The organism is Photorhabdus machadonis (assembly GCF_052657765.1).
In genome coordinates this window covers 2,271,287-2,293,887 of sequence record NZ_CP199761.1, presented here as the reverse complement: position 1 = coordinate 2,293,887, position 22,601 = coordinate 2,271,287, and the positions used below count along the sequence as shown (strand labels likewise).

At 41.9% G+C, this 22,601-nt stretch carries 20 protein-coding genes and 1 pseudogene; 4 read left to right on the top strand and 17 right to left on the bottom strand.

All coding sequences use genetic code 11. The features are described 5' to 3' along the window. Positions 1–4 precede the first annotated feature (4 nt). From mfd to ACUN2T_RS10955, 4 genes are all read left to right on the top strand, one after another. Positions 5–3,451 carry a transcription-repair coupling factor gene (gene mfd, locus ACUN2T_RS10970; RefSeq protein WP_445497481.1) on the top strand — a complete coding sequence of 1,149 codons (3,447 nt, stop codon included), beginning with the start codon at positions 5–7 and terminating at the stop codon, positions 3,449–3,451. 763 nt (positions 3,452–4,214) lie between these two features. Continuing rightward, positions 4,215–5,132 (top strand): L-tyrosine isonitrile synthase, encoded by a 918-nt coding sequence (pvcA, locus tag ACUN2T_RS10965; RefSeq protein WP_445497480.1) that lies wholly within the window; start codon positions 4,215–4,217, stop codon positions 5,130–5,132. A gap of 12 nt (positions 5,133–5,144) precedes the next feature. Further along, positions 5,145–5,990 (top strand): TauD/TfdA dioxygenase family protein, encoded by an 846-nt coding sequence (locus ACUN2T_RS10960; RefSeq protein WP_445497479.1) that lies wholly within the window; start codon positions 5,145–5,147, stop codon positions 5,988–5,990. 418 nt (positions 5,991–6,408) lie between these two features. Beyond that, the gene (locus ACUN2T_RS10955; protein ID WP_445497478.1) at positions 6,409–8,076 is read left to right on the top strand and encodes a S8 family peptidase; all 1,668 of its coding nucleotides are present in this window, start codon (positions 6,409–6,411) and stop codon (positions 8,074–8,076) included. An 86-nt stretch (positions 8,077–8,162) separates the two neighbouring features. Here the strand turns inward: ACUN2T_RS10955 and ACUN2T_RS10950 are convergent, their stop codons facing one another. The 17 genes and pseudogenes from ACUN2T_RS10950 to ACUN2T_RS10870 form a co-directional block, all read right to left on the bottom strand. Next, complete coding sequence (locus ACUN2T_RS10950; RefSeq protein ID WP_445497477.1) at positions 8,163–9,467, bottom strand: NAD(P)/FAD-dependent oxidoreductase; 1,305 nt, start codon at positions 9,465–9,467, stop codon at positions 8,163–8,165. Between the two features lie 266 nt (positions 9,468–9,733). Continuing rightward, positions 9,734–10,066, bottom strand: a complete 333-nt coding sequence (locus ACUN2T_RS10945) for a helix-turn-helix domain-containing protein (protein ID WP_445497476.1) — start codon at positions 10,064–10,066, stop codon at positions 9,734–9,736. Beyond that, a pseudogene (locus tag ACUN2T_RS10940) lies at positions 10,053–10,428 on the bottom strand (type II toxin-antitoxin system RelE/ParE family toxin). The gene ACUN2T_RS10945 and the pseudogene ACUN2T_RS10940 overlap by 14 nt, the downstream one beginning before the upstream one ends. A gap of 208 nt (positions 10,429–10,636) precedes the next feature. Then, complete coding sequence (gene nagZ / locus ACUN2T_RS10935) at positions 10,637–11,665, bottom strand: beta-N-acetylhexosaminidase (protein WP_445497475.1); 1,029 nt, start codon at positions 11,663–11,665, stop codon at positions 10,637–10,639. A gap of 50 nt (positions 11,666–11,715) precedes the next feature. Next, complete coding sequence (thiK, locus tag ACUN2T_RS10930; protein ID WP_445497474.1) at positions 11,716–12,603, bottom strand: thiamine kinase; 888 nt, start codon at positions 12,601–12,603, stop codon at positions 11,716–11,718. Further along, a complete protein-coding gene (lpoB, locus tag ACUN2T_RS10925) occupies positions 12,566–13,132 on the bottom strand; it encodes a penicillin-binding protein activator LpoB (protein WP_445497473.1) in 567 nt (188 codons plus the stop codon). The genes thiK and lpoB overlap by 38 nt, the downstream gene beginning before the upstream one ends. Before the next feature lie 190 nt (positions 13,133–13,322). Beyond that, a complete protein-coding gene (gene hinT, locus ACUN2T_RS10920; RefSeq protein WP_445497472.1) occupies positions 13,323–13,673 on the bottom strand; it encodes a purine nucleoside phosphoramidase in 351 nt (116 codons plus the stop codon). A 70-nt stretch (positions 13,674–13,743) separates the two neighbouring features. Continuing rightward, positions 13,744–14,529: a metal-dependent hydrolase gene (locus ACUN2T_RS10915; protein WP_445497471.1), complete on the bottom strand. Its 786-nt coding sequence runs from the start codon at positions 14,527–14,529 to the stop codon at positions 13,744–13,746. A gap of 25 nt (positions 14,530–14,554) precedes the next feature. Further along, entirely contained in the window at positions 14,555–15,544 is a 990-nt protein-coding gene (gene holB, locus ACUN2T_RS10910) for a DNA polymerase III subunit delta' (protein WP_445497470.1), read from the bottom strand. Further along, on the bottom strand, positions 15,544–16,182 hold the full coding sequence (gene tmk / locus ACUN2T_RS10905) for a dTMP kinase (protein ID WP_445497469.1): 639 nt from the start codon (positions 16,180–16,182) through the stop codon (positions 15,544–15,546). Before tmk ends, holB begins: the two co-directional genes overlap by 1 nt. Continuing rightward, entirely contained in the window at positions 16,179–17,204 is a 1,026-nt protein-coding gene (mltG, locus tag ACUN2T_RS10900; RefSeq protein ID WP_445497468.1) for an endolytic transglycosylase MltG, read from the bottom strand. The genes tmk and mltG overlap by 4 nt, the downstream gene beginning before the upstream one ends. A gap of 27 nt (positions 17,205–17,231) precedes the next feature. Further along, positions 17,232–18,056, bottom strand: a complete 825-nt coding sequence (gene pabC, locus ACUN2T_RS10895) for an aminodeoxychorismate lyase (RefSeq protein WP_445497467.1) — start codon at positions 18,054–18,056, stop codon at positions 17,232–17,234. A gap of 184 nt (positions 18,057–18,240) precedes the next feature. Further along, positions 18,241–19,482, bottom strand: a complete 1,242-nt coding sequence (gene fabF / locus ACUN2T_RS10890) for a beta-ketoacyl-ACP synthase II (RefSeq protein WP_445497466.1) — start codon at positions 19,480–19,482, stop codon at positions 18,241–18,243. A 73-nt stretch (positions 19,483–19,555) separates the two neighbouring features. Next, entirely contained in the window at positions 19,556–19,792 is a 237-nt protein-coding gene (acpP, locus tag ACUN2T_RS10885; RefSeq protein WP_112894165.1) for an acyl carrier protein, read from the bottom strand. A 154-nt stretch (positions 19,793–19,946) separates the two neighbouring features. Beyond that, entirely contained in the window at positions 19,947–20,681 is a 735-nt protein-coding gene (gene fabG, locus ACUN2T_RS10880; RefSeq protein ID WP_445497465.1) for a 3-oxoacyl-ACP reductase FabG, read from the bottom strand. A 9-nt stretch (positions 20,682–20,690) separates the two neighbouring features. After that, entirely contained in the window at positions 20,691–21,623 is a 933-nt protein-coding gene (gene fabD, locus ACUN2T_RS10875) for an ACP S-malonyltransferase (protein WP_445497464.1), read from the bottom strand. Between the two features lie 18 nt (positions 21,624–21,641). Continuing rightward, entirely contained in the window at positions 21,642–22,595 is a 954-nt protein-coding gene (locus ACUN2T_RS10870) for a beta-ketoacyl-ACP synthase III (RefSeq protein ID WP_445497463.1), read from the bottom strand. Positions 22,596–22,601 lie beyond the last annotated feature (6 nt).

The following is a 22,601-nucleotide window of genomic DNA, read 5'->3' as shown; positions in this document are numbered from 1 at the left end:
GCTTATGTCCTCAAAATACCGTTATGAACTTCCTGAACGCTGCGGTGATAGCCGCCAGTTAGGCCAACTTACTGGCGCAGCTTATGCTGTAGAGTGTGCTGAAATTGTCGAACGCCATCAAGGCCCTGTGGTACTGATAACCAAGGATATGCAAAACGCCTTACGTCTGCATGATGAAATCCATCAGTTTACCGACTGTCCTATTGATTTCCTTTCTGATTGGGAGACATTGCCGTATGACAGTTTTTCTCCTCATCAGGAAATTATTTCCAATCGCCTGTCCACACTCTACCGTCTGCCAACAATGACCAAAGGTGTTTTAATCCTGCCGATAAATACCTTAATGCAACGGGTTTGCCCTCATGAATTTCTTCACGGGCACGCACTGGTTATGTGCAAAGGTCAGAGGCTTTCGCGGGATAAACTGCGTACTGAATTGGAACAAGCGGGCTATCGCAGTGTTGAACAAGTTCTTGAACATGGCGAATTTGCTACCCGTGGCGCACTGCTTGATCTTTTTCCAATGGGGAGCGAGCACCCTTATCGTATTGATTTTTTCGATGATGAAATTGATAGTCTGCGAATTTTCGATGTTGACAGCCAACGCACGCTGGCCGAAGTCAAGCAAATCAATTTACTGCCTGCTCATGAATTTCCAACGGATAAAGAGACGATTGAACTGTTCCGCAGCCAATGGCGGGAACGTTTTGAAGTCCGTCGTGACGGTGAGCACATCTATCAGCAAGTCAGTAAAGGGACATTACCCGCAGGGATAGAATACTGGCAGCCCCTGTTTTTCAACCAACGCTTGCCTTCGCTATTTGATTATCTGCCAGACAATACCTTGATTATCAGTCAAGAGATAATCCCCTCCGCGGAACGTTTCTGGCAAGATGCTCAACAACGTTTTGAGAGCCGTAAAGTTGACCCCATGCGCCCTCTCCTATCACCAGAAGAACTTTGGCTTCCGGTTGATAAATTATTCTCAGAACTAAAAAACTGGCCCCGCATTCAACTCAAAACGGAAGAGCTCAGTCAAAAAGCCAGCCATATCAATCTTGATTATCAACAACTGCCGGATCTCGCCGTTGTTGCACAAAATAAGGCGCCACTGGATAAGCTTCGCCGTTTCCTTGAACAGTTCAGCGGCCGCGTTATTTTCTCCGTTGAGAGCGAAGGCCGAAAAGAAACGTTGCAAGAATTGTTGTCACGAATAAAAATTAAGCCAATTAAAATCAACAAATTACATGAAGCACAACAATCAGGCCACTTTTTGATGATTGGTGCGGCAGAACAAGGTTTTGTTGATGCAAAGAATGCGGTTGCTCTGATCTGTGAAAGTGACATGCTCGGTGAGCGTGTTGTGCGCCGCCGGCAGGACACCCGTCGCACGATCAATACAGATATCCTGATCCGTAACCTTGCAGAATTACGCCCCAGTCAGCCCGTGGTCCATCTGGAACATGGTGTTGGCCGTTACCAAGGATTAACCACCCTGGAAGCAGGAGGGATCAAGGCTGAATATCTGATCCTAAGTTATTCCGGTGAAGACAAACTCTATGTTCCGGTGTCTTCTCTGCACCTGATTAGCCGCTACGCAGGTGGCGCAGATGAAAATGCGCCATTACATAAATTGGGCGGAGAGGCATGGAGCAAGGCCCGTCAGAAAGCAGCCGAAAAAGTACGCGATGTGGCTGCGGAGCTGCTTGATATTTATGCCCACCGCACCGTAAAACAAGGATTTGCTTTTAAGCATGATTGGGAACAATATCAACTGTTCTGTCAGAGCTTTCCATTTGAAACTACACCAGACCAAGAGCAGGCGATTAACGCCGTTCTGAATGATATGTGTCAACCAGTGGCGATGGATCGCTTGGTTTGCGGCGATGTGGGATTTGGTAAAACCGAAGTTGCAATGCGCTCTGCATTTCTGGCCGTCCATAATGACAAACAAGTGGCGGTATTGGTTCCGACAACGCTTCTGGCTCAACAACATTTTGATAATTTCCGTGACCGCTTTGCCAATTGGCCGGTACGTATTGAAATGATATCCCGTTTCCGCAGTGCTAAAGAACAGCAACAAGTCGTTGAAATGGCAGCTGAAGGTAAAGTCGATATTATTATCGGTACTCATAAATTGCTACAAAGTGGCCTGCGCTGGAAAGATCTTGGTTTATTAATTGTCGATGAAGAACACCGGTTTGGTGTTCGCCATAAAGAGCAAATCAAAGCGATGCGCGCCGATGTGGATATTCTGACACTTACCGCAACCCCTATTCCACGAACCCTCAATATGGCAATGAGTAGTATGCGAGATCTCTCGATCATTTCGACACCGCCCGCCCGTCGCCTGGCGGTCAAAACGTTCGTACGCGAGTATGACAGCCTGGTTGTTCGGGAGGCCATGTTGCGTGAAATTCTGCGCGGTGGTCAAGTCTATTACCTCTATAATGATGTTGAGAATATTGAGAAAGCGAAACTACGCCTCGAAGAGTTAGTGCCAGAAGCGCGGATTGCCGTTGGTCATGGGCAAATGCGGGAGCGAGATTTAGAACGGGTGATGACCGATTTCCATCATCAGCGGTTTAATGTCCTGATTTGCACCACCATTATTGAGACAGGCATTGATATTCCAAGTGCCAATACCATCATTATTGAACGTGCTGACCATTTCGGCCTGGCTCAATTGCATCAGCTACGAGGACGTGTCGGACGCTCTCATCATCAGGCTTATGCTTATCTTCTGACGCCACATCCAAAAGCCATGACAACCGATGCACATAAACGTCTGGAAGCAATTGCCTCCCTTGAGGATTTAGGCGCTGGTTTTGCACTGGCAACCCATGACCTTGAGATCCGCGGAGCCGGTGAACTTCTCGGTGAAGAACAAAGCGGCCAAATGACAACGATTGGCTTCACACTCTATATGGAGCTATTGGAAAATGCAGTTAATACACTAAAAACAGGTCGTGAACCTTCACTTGAAGACTTGACAAATAGTCAGACGGAGGTTGAATTGCGTATGCCTGTTTTACTGCCTGATAATTATATACCTGAGGTCAATATGCGTTTGTCTTTCTATAAACGGATTGCCAGTGCCAAAGACGAATCAGAATTGGCAGAATTAAAGGTTGAATTGATAGACCGATTCGGCACATTACCTGATCCTGGGCGTCATTTATTACAATCAGCGGCAATTCGTTTATCCGCTCAGAAATTAGGGATTAAGCGCATAGAAGCCCATGAAAAAGGCGGTTTTGTCGAATTTAGTGAAAAAAATAAAGTTGATCCAACTTATCTGATCAGCCTGTTACAGAAACAGCCTGAGATTTACCGGCTGGATGGCCCCGCTAAACTGAGATTCATTACCGACCTGAGCGAGAGGATGGCACGTCTGGAATTTATTCAGCAATTACTGAGTACTTTTAAACACCATCAAGTGAATTTCTAAGCCATTTTTTTACTTCCCCTGTGATTGATTATCAGTCTGCGGGGAAGTACTGTGATTTATTCATCAATATTTATTCTGAAATAACAGTCATACCACCATATTCATATGGAATCTGGGCTATTGCCTGATTGAATTAGAGGTAAATTCAGTTTTCAGGAAATAATAACCCAATAGAGTTATACTTATAACAACAGCTTATCTTATCAACCTGATATATTAGTTTAATTTTTTAACTTAAATCCTATCTCTTTGGTTATAATCATCACCATTACTTATGTAACTCGCATCTTTCATCATCCAAAATAATATATCAGATAAAATAAAAATATGCCTTACTTGTATTATTTACGATAAGTTACAGGAAAATTGCTAATATAAAATGGTGCAATAACCTCATTTCGCTTATCCCACCTAACCTTAAGTGACATCCAATTAAAATGGTCTTACCAGTTACATGGGCTAAAATAGCCTAGAAAAACTGTACCTTATTGTAACAGTCAATCAAATATATTGAATAATTATTAAAATTATATTCAAACATATTGTTTATCAGGAAATAAATTATTATTTATTCCTAAATATTATATTATATTTTAATTGCATTATTTTACACTTCGCCTATACCAATTAGTTAAACTCGTATTTATCTGTTTTTAAGCAACAAAAAAATGGATATTTATGATAAGAGTGAGAAATAGTCATTATGCAAAGCATTACTTACCATAACGTTACTTCTAATAATGTTTCTTCTAGCAATATTTCCATGCAGATTATACATGAGTTGTTACAATATCGCAGACGCTTTACCAACTCAGAAAGAGATTTAGATCAAGAAGAAAAACTTGTTAAAAGCGTACAATTACCCAGAATTACGTATTTTATCAAAAATAAAAAACCTATCGAATTTATTTTGCCGGCATTCCCAACAAAATCACCAAATAAAAATAAAGTGCTTGGCACTGCTCCCGATATGGCAGAACGCTTATCTTTGACTTTCCTTAATTCTCTGTGCCAGCGTATACAGCTTTATTATCCGCCCGGTGCCCGTATTATTATCTGTTCCGATGGGCATGTTTTCGGTGATCTCATTCGTGTCAATGATGAAGTTATCAGCCAATATCACGAAGATATTAAACAATTACTCAATGAGATGGGTGCTATAAACTTAAGTACATTTAATCTCAATGACGATAAGAACCTCTGCGAGCATAGTGATGATTTCGATTTACAGAGGCATATGTTAGTAAAACATTACGCCCGATCTGAGGAATCCATTAAAAACCAACTGCTACAAAACAGTGATGGATTACAATTGTATCGCGCGGTTACCCGCTTTTTATATGAAGACAGCTTATTACCCGGCTATACCGGATCAAACAATGCCCTGCAAAAAGACGCCAAACAGAGAGCTATCGGTGTTATTCAACGAAGTTGGGCATGGGGAAGTTTATTAGATACGCATTTCCCTGAAGCCATACGTCTATCTATTCATCCTCAGCCAGCAGACAGCATTAAACTCGGTATTCATATGATGCCAACCAGGGATGATTGGTTAACCCCTTGGCATGGTGTCGCAGCCAATGTAAATGGGCAGTTCATATTAATGAAACATAAAGAAGTTCAGATGATGGGCGGAAAATTGGTAAATATTCATGGAAAACCCAGCCATTATGTAATTTAAAGGAAAATGATTATGACAGATTTAAATAAATTTCAGACAGAAGAGATGATGCCTTTCGGCCTGAAGATTACACCACAATATGCCGGCCAGCATATTGATACATTATCAGTGGAAGAATTAAAACCACTGATAAAAAAACATCATTTGCTTATATTACGTGGTTTCAAATCTGGCTTATCTGATCACGAAATATATGAAGATTATGCCCGTGATTGGGGAGAAATAATGATGTGGCCGTTCGGTGCTGTTTTAGATGTCCGTGAACATCAGGATGCGACCGATCACGTATTCGATAACACCTATATGCCACTTCATTGGGATGGCATGTATAAACCGACAATTCCCGAATTTATTATGTTCCATTGTGCACATGCGCCAGACAGTGACCAAGGAGGCCGAACAACCTTCGTCAATACCCGCCTTGTAGTTGCTAATGCGACTCAGCAGCAATTAGAACAATGGAAAGATATATCGGTCACTTATCGCATTAATAAAGTCACTCATTATGGTGGCGAAGTCCATTCTCCTTTATTAGAAAAACATCCCGATGGAAATGGATTTGTTATCAGATATAATGAACCCGCAATAGATGGTGAGAAATTCCTGAATAAACATGCTATTGAGTATCATAATATCAATCCTGATCAAGTAGCAGAATTTCAGCAAGATTTTATCAATACGCTATACGATAAGCGCCATTTATATGCTCATGCATGGCAGAAAGGCGATTTAGTAATTGTGGATAATTTTTCTCTGCTACATGGACGAGAAGGATTTACTGCTAAATCAGAGCGACATTTACAGAGGATCCATATTCAATCTGATCCCGTCTTTAATAATCAAGCATTAATTATGTAAAAGAGCTGGAAAGATCCATTATCTTGACTCCCATTGTAGCTATACCCAATAGATTTCAAGATGCAGTGCGACGGCAAGGGAGTGAATCCCCGGGAGCATAGCTAACTATGTGACCGGGGTGAGCGAGTGCAGCCAACAAAGAGGCAACTTGAAAGATAACGGGTATATTGTCAAAATAAGAACTCTATGGAATATATTCATACCTGATTTTATTAATTAAAACCCACCGCTCACTCCAATGAGAGATAAATCCCAAACAAATAGAACTATATATTCAATATAAAATCACATTCAGTAATAATCAATACAGATAATACAGCCATTCCCTAACAAAATAGTGGACTAAGAAATAATAATAATATGGAATACTTATTTGTAGTTATACTAAGGAGGCGATTAACCAAAGAGGAGAATGACAATGTCCATATCCCTTGAGTACTTTAAATCTGCAAAATTTGACGGTAATCTATATCTTAAATGTTATGGTGAAATGAGTGACAACATAGAAATAAAATACAAGCTAATAGATTTAGATACAAAATGCATATATGAATACTATAGTGACGATAATCAATTAGCCTGTTTTACCTCACTTAAACCCGCAAATTATACAATAGAAACCACTATCATTGAAAATGGAAAAGTAACTAATAAACTTTCACCAGAAAATATAGAAATAAAAGAATCGGATTTTCTGTTTGATATAGATAGAGAAATAGATGAAATCATTAAAAATGAAAGCAATAATATTAGCTATCCATTACCTAAACAAACACCGTCTGAAGATAATATTATTTCTTTAAAAGGAAACAATCATATCCCAAATGATAATTTGAAATATAATCTTGAAATCATGTTTTCCCCAGATGGATTAAAAAAACTAGAATATGAAAAAACTGACTCATTACCTGTTTTTAATGCATCTAAACATAAAATGGAGATAAAACCTGTTTTTAATAAAGAAAATTTAGATAGAAAGATCTGGAAAACCAAAGAATTTAATAAATTAAACCACCTCTATAAAATAGACTCTGATATTAATCATTCTGATTTAGTCAAGCTAGCTGATGAGTTAGAAAAACTGGATTATATCGAGTTTTGCTCTCTCACTCCCGTTTTAAAATATATACCACCACCTCCTCGGATCTTATCCAAAACAGAAGAGACAATTGCCGAATTTGATTATAATATCATTACGCCCGATTTTTCACATCTCCAAGGATATTTAGACGAATACAATGGAATGAATATCAGAAACGCTTGGGCTACTGGTTATAAAGGTCAGGGTATCACTGTGCACCATCTTGATTTTGGTGTTTACCGAAACCATGAAGATTTAGTTGGTAATATTACGGTTATCAACAGCCGCCCAGAAATACAAGACTGTAACCACGGTACAGCCTCTACCGGTTGTATTGCAGCAAAGGATAATGGATTCGGTGTAACAGGTATAGCTCACGAATGTCATTTCCGTTTTTATGACATTGATGATTTTGACAGAATAATATATAGTTTTTCGCCAGGAGATATTATTAGTTTAAATATTCAAATTGTCGCTAATAATAGATATTACCCTTTTACCTATATCAAATCTAATTGGCAGAAAATAAAAAGCTGTGTGGATGCAGGTGCAATTATTATCTTTTCTGCTGGTAATAGTGGTATTAATTTAGCCTATGATTTCACCTTCCCTAACTATGGCGATCCTGGTGGTATTATGATTGGTGCCTGTACATCAATTAATGGATACAGGTTAGGTTTTTCCAATCATAATCTCTATACCAATTTAAATTCCTGGGGTGAGAATGTCACGACCACTGGATATTCAAACTTACAACGCCTGCCAGGAAATAATAGAAATTACACGCGTAGTTATAATGGGACATCCAGTGCAACACCTTTAGTTTCCGGAGCGTTAGCACTCATTCAATCCTATGCCAAATTAAAATATCACAGATATTTTAATTGCTATCAGTTAGCGACACTGGTTAAAAATAGTGGTTTTCCAACCGGAGAACAACAGGGAATGGGTTCTCGCCCAAATGTCGCGAATGCTTTCAAATTAATTGATCGTCTACTTTCTTAATTAAAATAAATTATTTCAAACTAAATAAGTGATGCTTTATCAAGGCCACTCATTATTTCACGAGTGGCCTTATATCGATTAAATAATTAATGCAATTTTAATCGCGGACGGATCACACGGTTAATTCCACCGACCAACATCATCAGACCAGTTTTAATATAACCATGCAAAGCTACCTGATGCATTCGATATAATGAAATATAGACAGCACGAGCCACACGCCCCTCTATCATCATTGAACCACGCATTAAATTACCCATCAGGCTACCAACCGTACTGAATTTAGATAATGAAACCAGAGAGCCATGATCTTTGTAGGTATATTCTTTTAACGGTTTGTCATTCAACAACGCCATAATATTGCTATGGCAACGGCTAGCCATTTGGTGAGCCGCCTGTGCCCTCGGCGGAACAAAACCCCCCTCTTTCTTCGGGCATGATGCACAATCACCAATGGCGAAAACATGATCATCAAATGTCGTTTGCAGCGTTGGCTTCACCACCAGTTGGTTAATCCGGTTAGTTTCAAGGCCGGCAATATCTTTTATAAAATCAGGTGCTTTGATACCCGCCGCCCATACCATGAGATCCGCTTTTATCAACTCACCCTCTTTGGTATTCAATCCATGCTCATCAGCACTGGTAACCATAGTTTTGGTCAATACATGAACGCCAAGTTTTGTCAGTTCCTGATGCGCCGCAGCAGAAATACGTGCTGGCAATGCAGGCAAAATGCGCTCACCCGCCTCGACCAACGTCACATTCAGCGCTTCCGAACTCAATCCCTCAAAACCATAGCTGTTAAGCTGTCTTACCGCGTTATGCAATTCTGCTGATAACTCAACACCTGTCGCACCACCACCAACGATAGCGATATTCACCTTATCTTGCTGACCACTGCTTGCAGAGTATTTAAGAAACAGATTCAACATCTCATTATGGAAACGGTGCGCCTGTTGTGGGTTATCCAGGAAGATGCAGTGCTCTTTCACACCCTGCGTACCAAAATCATTAGATTTACTGCCCAGGGCCATAACCAGAATGTCATAATTCAGTTCACGTTCAGCAACCAACACCTCGTTATATTCATCCCGGATCTCAGCCAAAGAAATCTTTTTGGTGTCACGATGAATATCGGTCAAGGTCCCTAATTGGAAAGTGAAATAATGATTACGGGCATGGGCTAAATAACTCAACGCATCAACCCCATCGTCGAGTGATCCTGTCGCGACTTCATGTAATAACGGCTTCCATAAATGGCTCTGGTTACGATCCACCAGCACAATTTCTGCTCTCTTTTTACGCCCCAGCTTATGCCCCAAACTGGTTGCCAGTTCCAAACCACCAGCACCTCCACCAATGATCACAATTCTCTTCTTTGGTGTTGACATGACTACCCCACTAAAAATGTAAATCAAATGTTATCCAAGGATATTGAAACAATATCCTTGGATAACATTTAGTTTGAAATAAATAACTGATGTGATGGTTACAGAATATCACGGCTGGTTAGTGGGTCATACCAAAATTGAACAACATTAAATTCTTTTGAAGAAATAAACATCAATTATAAAAATTATCAATTTATTTCTAGTTAGTCGGATTTGGCTTGATAAACGGGGAATATGTAACTCCCCCGTATTCCCTTGGCATTCCCCTATCCAGCAAAGCAAAAAGTGCGATGCCCAATAAATTCTCGACTGGGTTTTACGACAATCTCAATGTCATACCCAAGGCGATTAAGACATTCCATTAATTTCTTCTCAGACAAGTTGAGAACTTTTCCGTTATATAGAGCAGAAATTCGTGGCTGTGATAGTCCCATGCGTTTTGCCGCTTCCGTTTGATTAAGCCCCAGTTTTTCAATTGTATTTATGATCTGAATAGCCAAATCAGCTTTGATTTTCATATCTTCGGCGCCAGGTAAATTTAGATCAGCAAAAACATTGCCTGAACCGATTTCAAAATCATTTTCATCATATCTTGCCATTTTTCATACCCTCATAAATCTGTTTAGCTTTATCAAGCCGAGACTTGATAAGATCGATATCAACCTTAGGCGTAGAAATTCCTTTTTTTGATTTCTTCTGAAAACAATGTAAAACGAATACTATGTTTTCAAACTTTACAGTGTAGACTGCCCGATAAGTATCCCCATTATGATTCTCCACAACTTCTAAAACTCCTGCTCCATGAAAGCCTGAAAGAGGTTTTACATCGGGGTGAACCCATACCTACCTGTGCAAAATGCAAAGCATAACCAACCGTTTTAATGACTTCTCCCGGTTGTGTCAGTAGATCTTTCTTACTACTGCCAACCCAAACTAATGACTTTACTTTCTTACTATGCATTATCCCGACCAACTTCAGATCCAATATTATGATTATTACAGAAATGGTATAAAAAAAACCATCAAAAAATGCTCATAAAAAAGGTTGAGTATGATTTTTAAGAGAAAATTCAAAGAACACCCTGTTTTCGACTAAGAATTTGAGTAAAAAGCAAGGAACAAAGCCAAATAATCTCATCCCAATCAGCCAATGAGAATTTAAAATATTTTCACAAGTACCGAACACAACACTGCCATTTCTCATGTAAAACCGTTAATGCTTTATTAGCCTGCTGCCAGCGTTTTGAATTCTTTAATTCATTCAAACTAAATTGACCGCCCTGGTGATACAATTCCGAGACTTTCTCTGCTTTGGTCTGAGGCAAGTTATCAAGCACACTGACCGCCCCGTCACGGTTATTACACACCAGAATCATGTCACAACCTGCATTCAACGCAGCCTGCCCGCGTTCAGCGTAACTGCCCATAATCGCCGCCCCCTCCATAGAGAGATCATCCGAAAATATTACGCCATTAAAACCCAATTGCTGACGCAGTACCGATTTCAGCCAATATGACGATCCGCTGGCAGGATGCTTATCCACCTGAGAATAGATCACGTGAGCCGGCATAACCGCATCCAACAAATTACGCTGGATAAAATCACGGAAAATAGACATATCATGATGACAAATAACGTCTAGCGGACGATCATCGTGGGGCGTTTCTTTATGAGAATCCGCATTGACAGCACCATGCCCCGGAAAATGCTTACCTGTCGATTTCATACCGGCAGAATGCATTCCTTTAATAAAGAGTTCTGCCATCATCTTGGCCTGCTCCGGGTTTTCATGGAATGAACGTTCACCAATAGCCACACATTGATGACCTAAATCCAGAACAGGCGCAAAGCTGATGTCGATATCCATTGCAATCATTTCAGACGCCATCAGCCAACCCGCTTCTTCCGCCAATTTGGTGCCATTGAAATTATCACTCAATCCAGCAAAAGACTGAGCCGCCGGTAAGCAAGTGAAACCTTCACGGAAACGCTGAACTCTGCCACCTTCCTGATCAACGGCAATCACAAGACGATGACGAGATACCTGCCGAATTTGACGTACCAATTCACGTAATTGCTCAACATCATGAAAGTTCCGGGTAAATAGAATTAAACCGCCCACTAACGGATGTTGCAAAATTTCCTTTTCTTCATTATCAAGTTCATAACTGACAACATCTAACATTACTGGACCCATAACATTCCTCACTTGTATTCATGTGCTGCAATCAATGCAGCATAATTGATTTAAAACGTTAGACCAAAAGAGAGACGCAACGGTTGTGCTAACGCTAAAAATTGGGGATCACCACTCTGTTTCCAACGCACTTCAAACCACATCAAAATCATATAGTCAACCCAGGGTTGCCAACGTTTAATCTGACGCGCCAATAACGTTCGATCCCGGTATCCTGATGGCTGACCACAATAGCAACGCAAAAAATCCTGCTGCTGCGGCTCATCCCAATGATTAGTGCAAAACAGTGTCGCTAACGCAAATCCTATATCGGTATCAGTTGCATATTCCCAGTCAATGAGTTTCAGTCCCTGAGGCGTATTAAGCAAATTACCGCAATGAACATCCATATGAACAGGCGATAGTTTTCGTATTGAAGGCATCGAAGATGATATGAATCGTTTATGCAACCGCAACCAACGAGGAGTAAGACGTGCTTTATCAATTTGCAACCAGTGGCTTTCTAACTGATGCCGTAATTGAAGCGGATAACCGAACAACGGCTGATGATGCAAAGTGGTCAATAATGTCGCCAGTTTTTGCAGAAAATCAGGCTGAGAAAACTCATTTTGCTCAATAAGATGACCGGGCAGCCATTCCAATAACAACCAATGGGGATCCATTGCAATGACTTGCGGAGCAATTTTTGTCTGGCTGAGATGACGCAAAATGGCATTTTCACGCTGACGGTTAACGCCAAGCTGCTTCCCTTGCTGCCACTGTCTACGGGCGACAATATGATATTCGCCATCGGTGGCATAATAGCTTTCATTTGTCAGACCGCTTAACGGCCTTATCTTCCAGTTGCTTGCTGTTGTATAAGGCCATTGCCTGCATAACGCCCGCAATAAGCAATCTTGATTACTTAACGTCACCGTGCCCTGACCAGAGAATTTCACCTGTCTGTACAATCATCAGTTGCATGACAATATCACGCTTATCACTGTTACCTGAAACGATAGAATAGAGAACATAATCCGCATTTAAGTAACGAGCCAAACCAATCGCTTTGCTGCGTAACCCCAAACTATCTTCTTCAGACAGGCCCAACGATTGGCGGGCGTTCTGTACTTGATTTTGCGGTACTAATACAAAAACATTCTTGCTATTGATGGCTTGACGCAAAACATCAGTGACTTGCATGGTTTGCAACACACCGTTGGTGTTATTTTTTACTGTATCAACTAACAATAACTTGCCGTTTCCCAACCCATTTGCCTTAACCATTTGCTCTACCAATGGTTGCACCGTCCCTTCCCAATCAATTTCGCGCATTTTAGGCGGCTCTGGAACTTTTTCAGGTGGTGTCGTCGGTTCCGTTGGGATCACAGGTATAACCGGCGTGGGAGGCTCAGGCTGCTGCGGAGGCAAAGATGGACAACCAGCCAGAAACATGACAGAGAGTGCTACAAAAATAATTCTTTTCATCAACCTATTCCAATTACAGAGTTTAAAGAAGCAGATAAGTTTCGGCTGTGACACCAGCAATCTATTATCAGTTCAACTCCAGTAATAAAACAGCAGCATTTATTTTAAAATCAAGATATCCGGGAGTCATTCTGAGGAAGATACACCCGAATATCTGGCTATATAATAAGCGAACTTTAGTGCTTCACATTTACTTCAACAGTAATGGCCCCAAATGGCGGCCGCCAACCAGATGCATATGAATATGGTAAACTTCCTGCCCCGCATGACGGTTACAGTTCATAATCAAGCGGTATCCATCTTCGGCAATACCTTCCTGTTCAGCAATTTTCGCAGCAACCGTCATCATTCGTCCCAATACGGCTTCATGCTCCGCCTTGACATCGTTCACTGTCGGGATCAAAACATTAGGAATAATCAAAATATGAATCGGCGCCTGTGGAGAAATATCACGAAATGCAGTGACCAGATCGTCCTGATAAACAATATCAGAAGGTATTTCACGACGAATAATTTTGCTAAAAATAGTTTCTTCTGCCATCACATTTTCCTTTTATTCAAATAACAAGAGATATATGAACGCTTACAAACCACAAATTCAAGTTGATAAATCAAATTTTGCAGACATCAACATGAAATAGATCGCAGAAATTCTGCGTGGTAACCCGAGCCAGTTCCTCAATACTCACACCTTTGAGTACAGCCATATATTCCGCAACATCACGCACGTATGCAGGCTGGTTTTCTTTGCCACGATGCGGCACCGGTGCAAGATAAGGCGAATCGGTTTCAATCAGAATACGATCCAATGGTACATATCTTGCCGCTTCACGAATTTGCTCTGCATTACGGAAAGTCACAATACCGGAGAACGAAATATAGAAACCTAAATCCAATAATTCTCTGGCGGTATCTTTATCCTCAGTAAAACAATGCAAAACACCACCACATTCTTCTGCCTGTTCTTCACGCAATACCCGTAAAGTATCATCACGGGCACTACGGGTATGAACGATAACTGGCTTATTGCGTTGACGGCCGATACGAATATGTTCACGAAACGAGGTTCGCTGTAGTTCAGCATTATCCTGCTGATAATAGTAATCCAGTCCAGTTTCACCCAGTGCGACAACTTCATTCCCAGCAGCTAAACGTGCCAACTCATCAAAATCATAGCCTTCATCCAGGTTAAGCGGATGAATACCACAGGAAAAAACAATATTTTCCCGTTCACCGATCAGGGTTTTCATTTGCTGGAAACCGGGTAGCGTAGTCGCGACTGCCAGCATAAATTTAACCTCCCGGTCCGCCGCTTTTGCAACAACATCATCTACATTTTTATGTAGTTTTTCATAATCAAGACAATCAAGATGACAATGCGAATCCACTAACAACATATTAAACTCGTATACAAAAAAGATTTCAAAATTGTGAAGTAAACTGTTTTTCCCAATTAAGCAATTGCTCTGTCAGTAACAACTCTCTGTTTACGCCCACGACTGAGAGTAGTTGATGACGACAGTGTATCCAGTCATCAACGCTCTGTAGTAAAACAGCCATAGTATGCATGGAACTTAATTGATAAATCAGCGTTTGTTGATCCTGATTGATGCAATAACTCTGCGCCTGCTGTTGCCACTTTACCGCATCAAGTAACAAACTGATAAGCCAATGAAGGCGCTGCGGCGCATCTTCGTGATTTAACTGGGATAAAAGTGATAAAGCATCACGTTTATCCAAAGCCTGTTCAACAGCCTGACAGAATTGCCGCCGAATCTGCCATCGCTCCGGTTGCAGCAATTGTGCTGCCGCAACCGGTGCTCCCTGAGACAGTTTCAACGCCGTCATTGCATCAACCGAAGAAATGACAGGTAACTGTTTTTGCAACCAATAAAAGCTAGTTTCTGCTTCAGGCACCGGCAGAAAATAGTAAAAACAGCGACTGCGTAAAGTTGCCAAAAGGTTGGTTGGCTGACGGCATTCCAATAGAAAATAGGTATGTTCCGGCGGCTCTTCCAGAGTCTTCAATAATGCATTGGCAGCAGCATCTGTCAAACATTCGGCCAAAGGTAGACAGACAATTTTTACGCCACCTTGCTGAGAACGACTATAAAGCTTTTCCGTAATCTGACGTACCGCTTCCACACCAACACTGGTTTTACCCTTCTCCGGTGACATAATATGCCAATCAGGATGAGTTTCTGCCATCATCAGGTGACAACTATGACATTCCCCACAACTTTTCATCCCCTGCTTATTCTGACACATTAACCAGCGGCTTAACCCATATATCAGCACATCAGCCCCAGTGCCAGCATTAGCATGAAGTAATAAAGCATGATGGCCCCGTCCTTGCTGATGGAATTCTACCAACTGACGGTATGCCTGATTAAGCCACGGATACCAATTCATCAGCCATTTTCCTGCTGTTTCAGCCATTGCTCAAGGGCTTGGCGAATATCGGCTTGTACCCGCTCTATTGGTTGAGCAGCATCAACAGTCACAATACGCTTATCTTGTTCCGCAAACTCCAGGTAACAACGGCGAGTGCGATCAAAGAAATCCATTGACTCCTTTTCAATCCGGTCTAATTCCCCACGCTCACGGGCACGCAGTAGACCAATCTGAGGAGGAAGATCGAGATAAATAGTCAGATCAGGGCGAAAATCACCCAGAACAGTATCACGCAGCGAGGCCATCAAATTTTTATCAATATTACGTCCTCCTCCTTGATACGCCTGAGAAGAGAGATCATGACGATCACCCACAACCCATGCACCACGGGCCAAAGCAGGTTTAATCACATTTTCGACCAGTTGTACCCTGGCCGCATATAACATCAGCACTTCGGCTTTATCCGTCAGAGATTCACCTTCAATGCCTTGCTTAATCAACTCACGTAGTTTTTCTGCCAGTGGCGTTCCACCCGGTTCACGGGTAAAAACTAAGTCCTGAATACCATGCTGCTGCAATTTTTCAACGATCGTTTTCATCGCTGAAGTTTTTCCTGCGCCCTCTAACCCTTCAATAACAATAAATTTGCTGTTCATCTGCTCTGTCTTAATCCCTGACGGTAAATATTCACCGCTCTGTTATGCGCCGCCAGATTGGTCGTAAAAGTATGACCGCCTTTACCATCCGCGACAAAATAGAGAAATTCAGTTTTTGCCGGGTGCGCAGCTGCTTTTATCGAAGCAAGACCTGGCATAGCAATTGGCGTAGGTGGCAAGCCATTAATCATGTAAGTATTGTATGGTGTCAGTGTGGTTAAATCTTTGCGAAAAATAGTGCCTGTATATTTTTCTCCTAAGCCATAGATCACCGTCGGATCAGTTTGTAGCCGCATATTCAACCGTAAACGGTTAATAAATACAGAAGCCACTTTTGTCCGTTCAGCCTCAACACCTGTTTCTTTCTCAATTATCGACGCCATGATCAACATTTCATATGCACTTTTATAGGGCAGGTTTTTATCGCGCTGTTGCCATTCTTCTTCAAGCGTCATTTTCATCTGTCGGTATGCTCGTTTCAGTAATGCGACATCGCTTGTCCCCGCCGTATAGTGATAAGTATCCGGATAGAGTCTCCCTTCCAGAGTATCAGTCTCTTTGATACCCAATATTTCAGCCAATTCCTGAGCACTTTTATCATTCAATTCATGTTTAAGATACTCAGATTGTTGTAGTATTTTCCACCAATCAGATAAATGACTGCCTTCGACAAAACGGACCGTAAATTGCGCCTCTTTGCCACTAGAAAATAATTGCAACATTTCCCGCAATGTCATTTCTCGTGTCAACAGGTAAGTTCCCGCTTTAAATTCGGCAAGTTTTGGTTCCAGCCTTAATAACCAAGGGAAAATATGATTATCTTTAATCAAATTATCCTGAACCAATAATGCTTCCAGACTATGACGGCCTATACCTGCTGGTAATGTAAATACCCGATCTTGTTTGATTGCCAATGTTTGGTCTGCAAATCTTTCAACTTTTTTATAACCGGCATAGAGTAATATTGCCGCCGCAATGACAATCAAAACCAATAGGGCAAAAAAGTGCTTTTTCCGTTTCATCAATTAATCACTTAAACACAGAGTGAATTACAACTTCAAACATTCAGGAAGCAAATATTCATACAGCTCCCTTGACTGATATTTCCATGCGGGCTGATTTTCATGAGCCTGAATTTCACTGACAGGTATCACCGGCATTAAAGAATTGCAAACTATTACCTCGTCTGCATAAGCCACTGTTTCAGGATAACGATTTACACAGGAGAGGTAATAGTCACTTTCTGATAATAACTGTATTATTTTTTCCCGCATCACACCTTCAACTCCACACCCTCGCAAATCAGGAGTATACACATCTTTTCCTTTACGCCAGAAAATGTTTGCAGTACAGCACTCAACCAATAAACCATCTGTATTGAGTACCAAAGCTTCATCAGCATTTGATTTTTCGATAAACGATTTAATCAATACCTGTTCCAATCGGTTAAGGTGTTTAATTCCGGCAAGATAGGGATTTATTCCCATTGGTATCGGACTGAGCACCAGAAAAAGGCCTTCCTGACGTTGTTTCAGATATTTTTCAGGATAAGGAGTGAGAGATAGGATCTGATTTGGTTGCGTGAAACCTTGTGCACTGTAACCACGCCCTCCAGCTCCACGGGAAAGAATAACTTTAAGTATGCCTTGTTCCGTAGTGGAAGCAATCTGTTTTATATGGTTTTCAAGCTGTTGCCAATTGGGTTGTGGAAGATATAACCTTTCAACGCCTTTTTGTAATCTTTGGATATGCAATGACAGCAAAGCGGCCTGTCCCTGCTCTATTTTTGCTGTTGTAAAACAACCATCCCCGAATTGAACTGAACGATCATTCGCTGGCAAATAGTCGCACCGCTCCCCATTAATCCAATACATATAGCTGTGTTCTTAATGCCTCAAAAAAGGTATTTCAACCAACTTATCAAGAAGCGGTATCATAGTATATAGTCGACATGAGTGCAAAAATGCCCGCAGTGCCTGCCATGAAAAGAACTCCAATAATTATTAACTATTGGAGTTCTTTCATTCTGCCGCCTTAAAGTATTTACAAAAATAAGGCTTATATCTTACGGAAAATCAGTGAGCCGTTAGTACCACCGAAACCGAAAGAGTTACACAACGCATATTCCATGCCCACCACCTTGCGGGATTCGTGAGGAACGAAATCCAGACGGCAGTTCTCATCCTGGTTTTCCAGGTTGATAGTTGGTGGAACAATTTGATCACGCAGTGCCAGAATGGTGAAAATAGATTCCACTGCACCCGCAGCACCCAACAAATGGCCGGTCATTGATTTGGTAGAACTGACTAAAACATCTGTGCCTTCACCAAATACTAACTCAACTGCATGAGATTCCGCTAAGTCGCCGGTGGGTGTTGAAGTACCATGAGCATTAATATATCCCACTTGTTCAGTGGTAATACCGGCATCGTTCAGGGCATTTTCCATCGCCAGCGCAGCGCCAGCACCATCTTCTGGTGGTGACGTCATATGGTAGGCATCACTGCTCATACCAAAGCCAACGATTTCCGCGTAAATTTTCGCACCGCGTCTCTTCGCGTGCTCATACTCTTCCAGCACCAGAATACCTGCACCATCCCCCAGAACAAAACCATCGCGGTCTTTATCCCACGGCCGGCTTGCGCGCTGTGGATTATCGTTACGGGTAGACAAAGCACGGGCAGCGCCAAAGCCGCCGACTCCCAGAGGCGTACTGGCTTTTTCTGCGCCACCTGCCAGCATAATATCCGCATCATTGTAAGCAATAATACGAGCGGCATGACCGATATTATGCACACCTGATGTACATGCTGTAGCAATAGAAATACTTGGGCCACGTAAGCCGTAAATGATAGTCAGATGACCTGCCACCATATTTACAATCGTGGAAGGAACAAAAAACGGGCTGATCTTACGAGGACCACTAGCCACTAACGCACCGTGATTCTCTTCAATAAGACCCAAACCACCAATACCAGAACCAATAGCAGCACCAAAACGACTAGCATTGGCTTCTGTTACTTCGATTCCAGAATCTTCAATAGCTTGCACACCTGCTGCAATACCATATTGAATGAAATCATCCATCTTTCGTGCATCTTTGCGCGAAATATTAAAATCTTCATGATTAAAATCTTTAACCAGACCAGCAAATCTCGTTGCATGGCGACTGGTGTCAAAATGGTCAATCAGGCTGATACCACTCTGTCCGGCACAAACAGCTTTCCAAGAAGATTCAGCTGTGTTACCGACAGGAGATAACATGCCTAGTCCGGTCACAACTACTCGACGCTTAGACACGCTTATCCTCCAGGGAGGGAAATAATTTAGGGCAGAAACATAGGCGGTCGAGTGACCGCCTAGGTGTGTTCACTTATTCGCTTTGGTTCTGGACGTAATCAATAGCTGCCTGAACTGTAGTGATCTTTTCTGCTTCTTCATCTGGAATTTCGATATCGAACTCTTCTTCCAGAGCCATTACGAGTTCAACTGTGTCAAGAGAATCAGCGCCCAAGTCATCAACAAAAGAAGCTGAATTGATAACTTCCTCCTCTTTAACACCAAGTTGTTCAACGATGATTTTTTTAACGCGTTCTTCAATAGTGCTCATGCTATTAAATTTCCTATCAAAATTCGCTTTCGCGATGGTTTTCGTAGTTTATAAAATACAGGAAAAGATGCAACCAAATCCCGGCTGGTCGAACCACAATCTTGCTCTATTTTGCGTTATTTAACACAAAAAATGCAACTGGTTCGCTCACTTTTTAGTTCATGTACATGCCGCCATTGACATGTATTGTTTCACCTGTGATGTAGGCCGCTTCATCAGAAGCTAAAAAAGCCACAGCACTGGCAACTTCTTTCACATCTCCAAGTCTCTTAACGGGTATATCACTCGAAAAGTTTGCCAACTGCTCATCTGGCAACTTTTTGAGCATATCCGTTTCAATAAGCCCTGGAGCAACAACATTAACCGTAATACCCCGAGAAACGACTTCACGGGCCAATGTTTTACTGAAACCAATAATCCCTGCTTTTGCCGCAGCATAGCTTGCTTGCCCAGGATTACCCATTGCTCCAACAACAGAACCAATAGAAATAATACGGCCATAACGTTTCTTTATCATAAAGCGCATTGCCGCTTTTGACATACGAAAAACGGAAGAAAGATTAGTGTCAATAACATTCTGCCACTCATCATCTTTGATGCGCATCACCAAATTATCACAAGTGATACCGGCATTATTCACTAAAATGTCAATTCCACCAAACTCGGTACGAATGGAAGACATCAGCTGTTCAATAGATTCAGGATCAGCAACATTCAGTACAAAACCTTTACCTTTTTCACCAAGGTAAGCACTGATAGCTTCAGCGCCTTTTTCACTTGTCGCGGTACCAATGACATGGGCTCCACGCTCTGCTAATAGTTCAGCAGTTGCACGGCCGATCCCACGGCTGGCACCTGTTATCAATGCAATCTTTCCATCTAATCTCATATGTTGTCCTCAATTATTTTCCAATATGGTGACTAATGAAGTTGTGTCATTCACCGCTGCTACACTTAGGGTATTGACAATTCGTTTAGTTAAACCCGTCAAAACTTTACCTGGCCCTATTTCTAATATCTGTCCGACACTCTGTCCAGCAATAAATTCAACTGTTTCCGTCCAACGGACAGGATTATAGAGTTGTCGTACCAGTGCATCACGGATAGCTTCAGCAGATTGTTCTATTTTCACATCAACATTATTTACCACCGGGAACTGAGGATGACTGAATTCAATTCCTTCCAAAACAACTGCCAGCTTATCTGCGGCTGGTTTCATCAATGCGCAATGCGACGGCACACTGACAGCCAAAGGCAGTGCACGTTTTGCGCCCGCAGCTTTGCATGCAGTACCAGCACGTTCTACAGCCTCTTTCTCACCAGCAATAACAACCTGCCCTGGCGAGTTAAAGTTAACAGGGGAAACAACTTGCCCCTGAGCAGCTTCTTTACAGGCTCTATCAATGGATTCATTATCTAAACCAATAATAGCATACATTGCACCTGTGCCTTCAGGTACCGCTTCTTGCATCAATTTGCCACGCAGCTCAACAAGTTTAATCGCTTGTTTGAAATCAATGACACCTGCGCAAACCAATGCAGAATATTCACCAAGGCTATGCCCAGCCATCAGTGATGGTACTTTTCCACTTTTCTCTTGCCAGACCCGCCAAATAGCAACCGACGTTGCCAATAACGCGGGCTGGGTTTGCCACGTTTTATTTAATTCTTCTTCCGGCCCCTGTTGAACCAGAGTCCAAAGATCATATCCCAGCACATCAGAAGCTTCAGCAAAAGTTTGCTCTACAACCGGGAACACTGTGGCCAAATCAGCCAACATACCAAGGGACTGAGAACCCTGCCCAGGAAACACCATTGCAAATTCAGACATGTTCATTTTCCTGTCAAATTAAAAACGTATCAGTGCTGAACCCCAAGTCAGCCCACCACCAAAAGCCTCAATTAAGATTAGCTGACCACGTTTAATCCGACCATCACGCACGGCCTCATCAAATGCAATAGGTACCGATGCCGCAGAAGTGTTACCGTGACGATCCAGCGTTACCACCACTTTATCCATAGTCATGTGCAACTTCTTAGCTGTCGCTGCGATAATACGCAAATTGGCCTGATGAGGTACCAACCAATCCAGCTCACTATGCGATAGATTGTTAGCGTCTAATGTTTCATCAACCAAATTAGCCAATTCACGGACTGCAATTTTAAAAACTTCATTACCGATCATACTGGCATACGCGGGTTCTTTCCGATTCTGGCGATCCTGATAAGGCAACACCAGCAATTCACCATAGCTACCATTTGCATGAAGGTGAGTTGAAAGAATTCCTGGCTCATCAGAAGCACCTACCACCATCGCACCCGCACCATCACCAAACAAAATAAGTGTTCCGCGATCTTCTGGATTAAGCGTTCTGGTAATAGAATCAGAACCAATGACCAGCGCATGCTTTGCCGCACCCGTTTTAATAAACTTGTCAGCAATACTCAATGCATAAGCAAAACCAGAGCAAGCAGCAGAAATATCAAAAGCAGCTGAATTCTTGGTACCCAACATGTGCTGAATTTGACACGCAGAACTTGGGAAAGCATGACTGGATGAAGCTGTTGCCACAATGATTAAATCAATCTGATCTTTATCAATGCCAGACATTTCAATTGCTTTTTCCGCAGCCCAAAGACCCATTATCGCAACTGTTTCATCATCAGTAGCAATACGGCGTTCACGGACACCTGTGCGGGTAACAATCCACTCGTCAGAGGTATCCACCATTTTTTCTAAATCAGCGTTAGTGCGCACTTGCGCAGGCAGATAACTACCTGTACCTAAAATTTTTGTATACATGTATGT

Bases quoted from the DNA above. Each gene is read 5' to 3' on its own strand.
- mfd (WP_445497481.1), top strand. From the start codon at position 5: ATGTCCTCAAAATACCGTTATGAACTTCCTGAACGCTGCGGTGATAGC.
- pvcA (WP_445497480.1), top strand. From the start codon at position 4,215: ATGCAGATTATACATGAGTTGTTACAATATCGCAGACGCTTTACCAAC.
- ACUN2T_RS10960 (WP_445497479.1), top strand. From the start codon at position 5,145: ATGACAGATTTAAATAAATTTCAGACAGAAGAGATGATGCCTTTCGGC.
- ACUN2T_RS10955 (WP_445497478.1), top strand. From the start codon at position 6,409: ATGTCCATATCCCTTGAGTACTTTAAATCTGCAAAATTTGACGGTAAT.
- ACUN2T_RS10950 (WP_445497477.1), bottom strand. From the start codon at position 9,467: ATGTCAACACCAAAGAAGAGAATTGTGATCATTGGTGGAGGTGCTGGT.
- ACUN2T_RS10945 (WP_445497476.1), bottom strand. From the start codon at position 10,066: ATGGCAAGATATGATGAAAATGATTTTGAAATCGGTTCAGGCAATGTT.
- nagZ (WP_445497475.1), bottom strand. From the start codon at position 11,665: ATGGGTCCAGTAATGTTAGATGTTGTCAGTTATGAACTTGATAATGAA.
- lpoB (WP_445497473.1), bottom strand. From the start codon at position 13,132: ATGAAAAGAATTATTTTTGTAGCACTCTCTGTCATGTTTCTGGCTGGT.
- hinT (WP_445497472.1), bottom strand. From the start codon at position 13,673: ATGGCAGAAGAAACTATTTTTAGCAAAATTATTCGTCGTGAAATACCT.
- ACUN2T_RS10915 (WP_445497471.1), bottom strand. From the start codon at position 14,529: ATGTTGTTAGTGGATTCGCATTGTCATCTTGATTGTCTTGATTATGAA.
- holB (WP_445497470.1), bottom strand. From the start codon at position 15,544: ATGAATTGGTATCCGTGGCTTAATCAGGCATACCGTCAGTTGGTAGAA.
- tmk (WP_445497469.1), bottom strand. From the start codon at position 16,182: ATGAACAGCAAATTTATTGTTATTGAAGGGTTAGAGGGCGCAGGAAAA.
- mltG (WP_445497468.1), bottom strand. From the start codon at position 17,204: ATGAAACGGAAAAAGCACTTTTTTGCCCTATTGGTTTTGATTGTCATT.
- pabC (WP_445497467.1), bottom strand. From the start codon at position 18,056: ATGTATTGGATTAATGGGGAGCGGTGCGACTATTTGCCAGCGAATGAT.
- acpP (WP_112894165.1), bottom strand. From the start codon at position 19,792: ATGAGCACTATTGAAGAACGCGTTAAAAAAATCATCGTTGAACAACTT.
- fabG (WP_445497465.1), bottom strand. From the start codon at position 20,681: ATGAGATTAGATGGAAAGATTGCATTGATAACAGGTGCCAGCCGTGGG.
- fabD (WP_445497464.1), bottom strand. From the start codon at position 21,623: ATGTCTGAATTTGCAATGGTGTTTCCTGGGCAGGGTTCTCAGTCCCTT.
- ACUN2T_RS10870 (WP_445497463.1), bottom strand. From the start codon at position 22,595: ATGTATACAAAAATTTTAGGTACAGGTAGTTATCTGCCTGCGCAAGTG.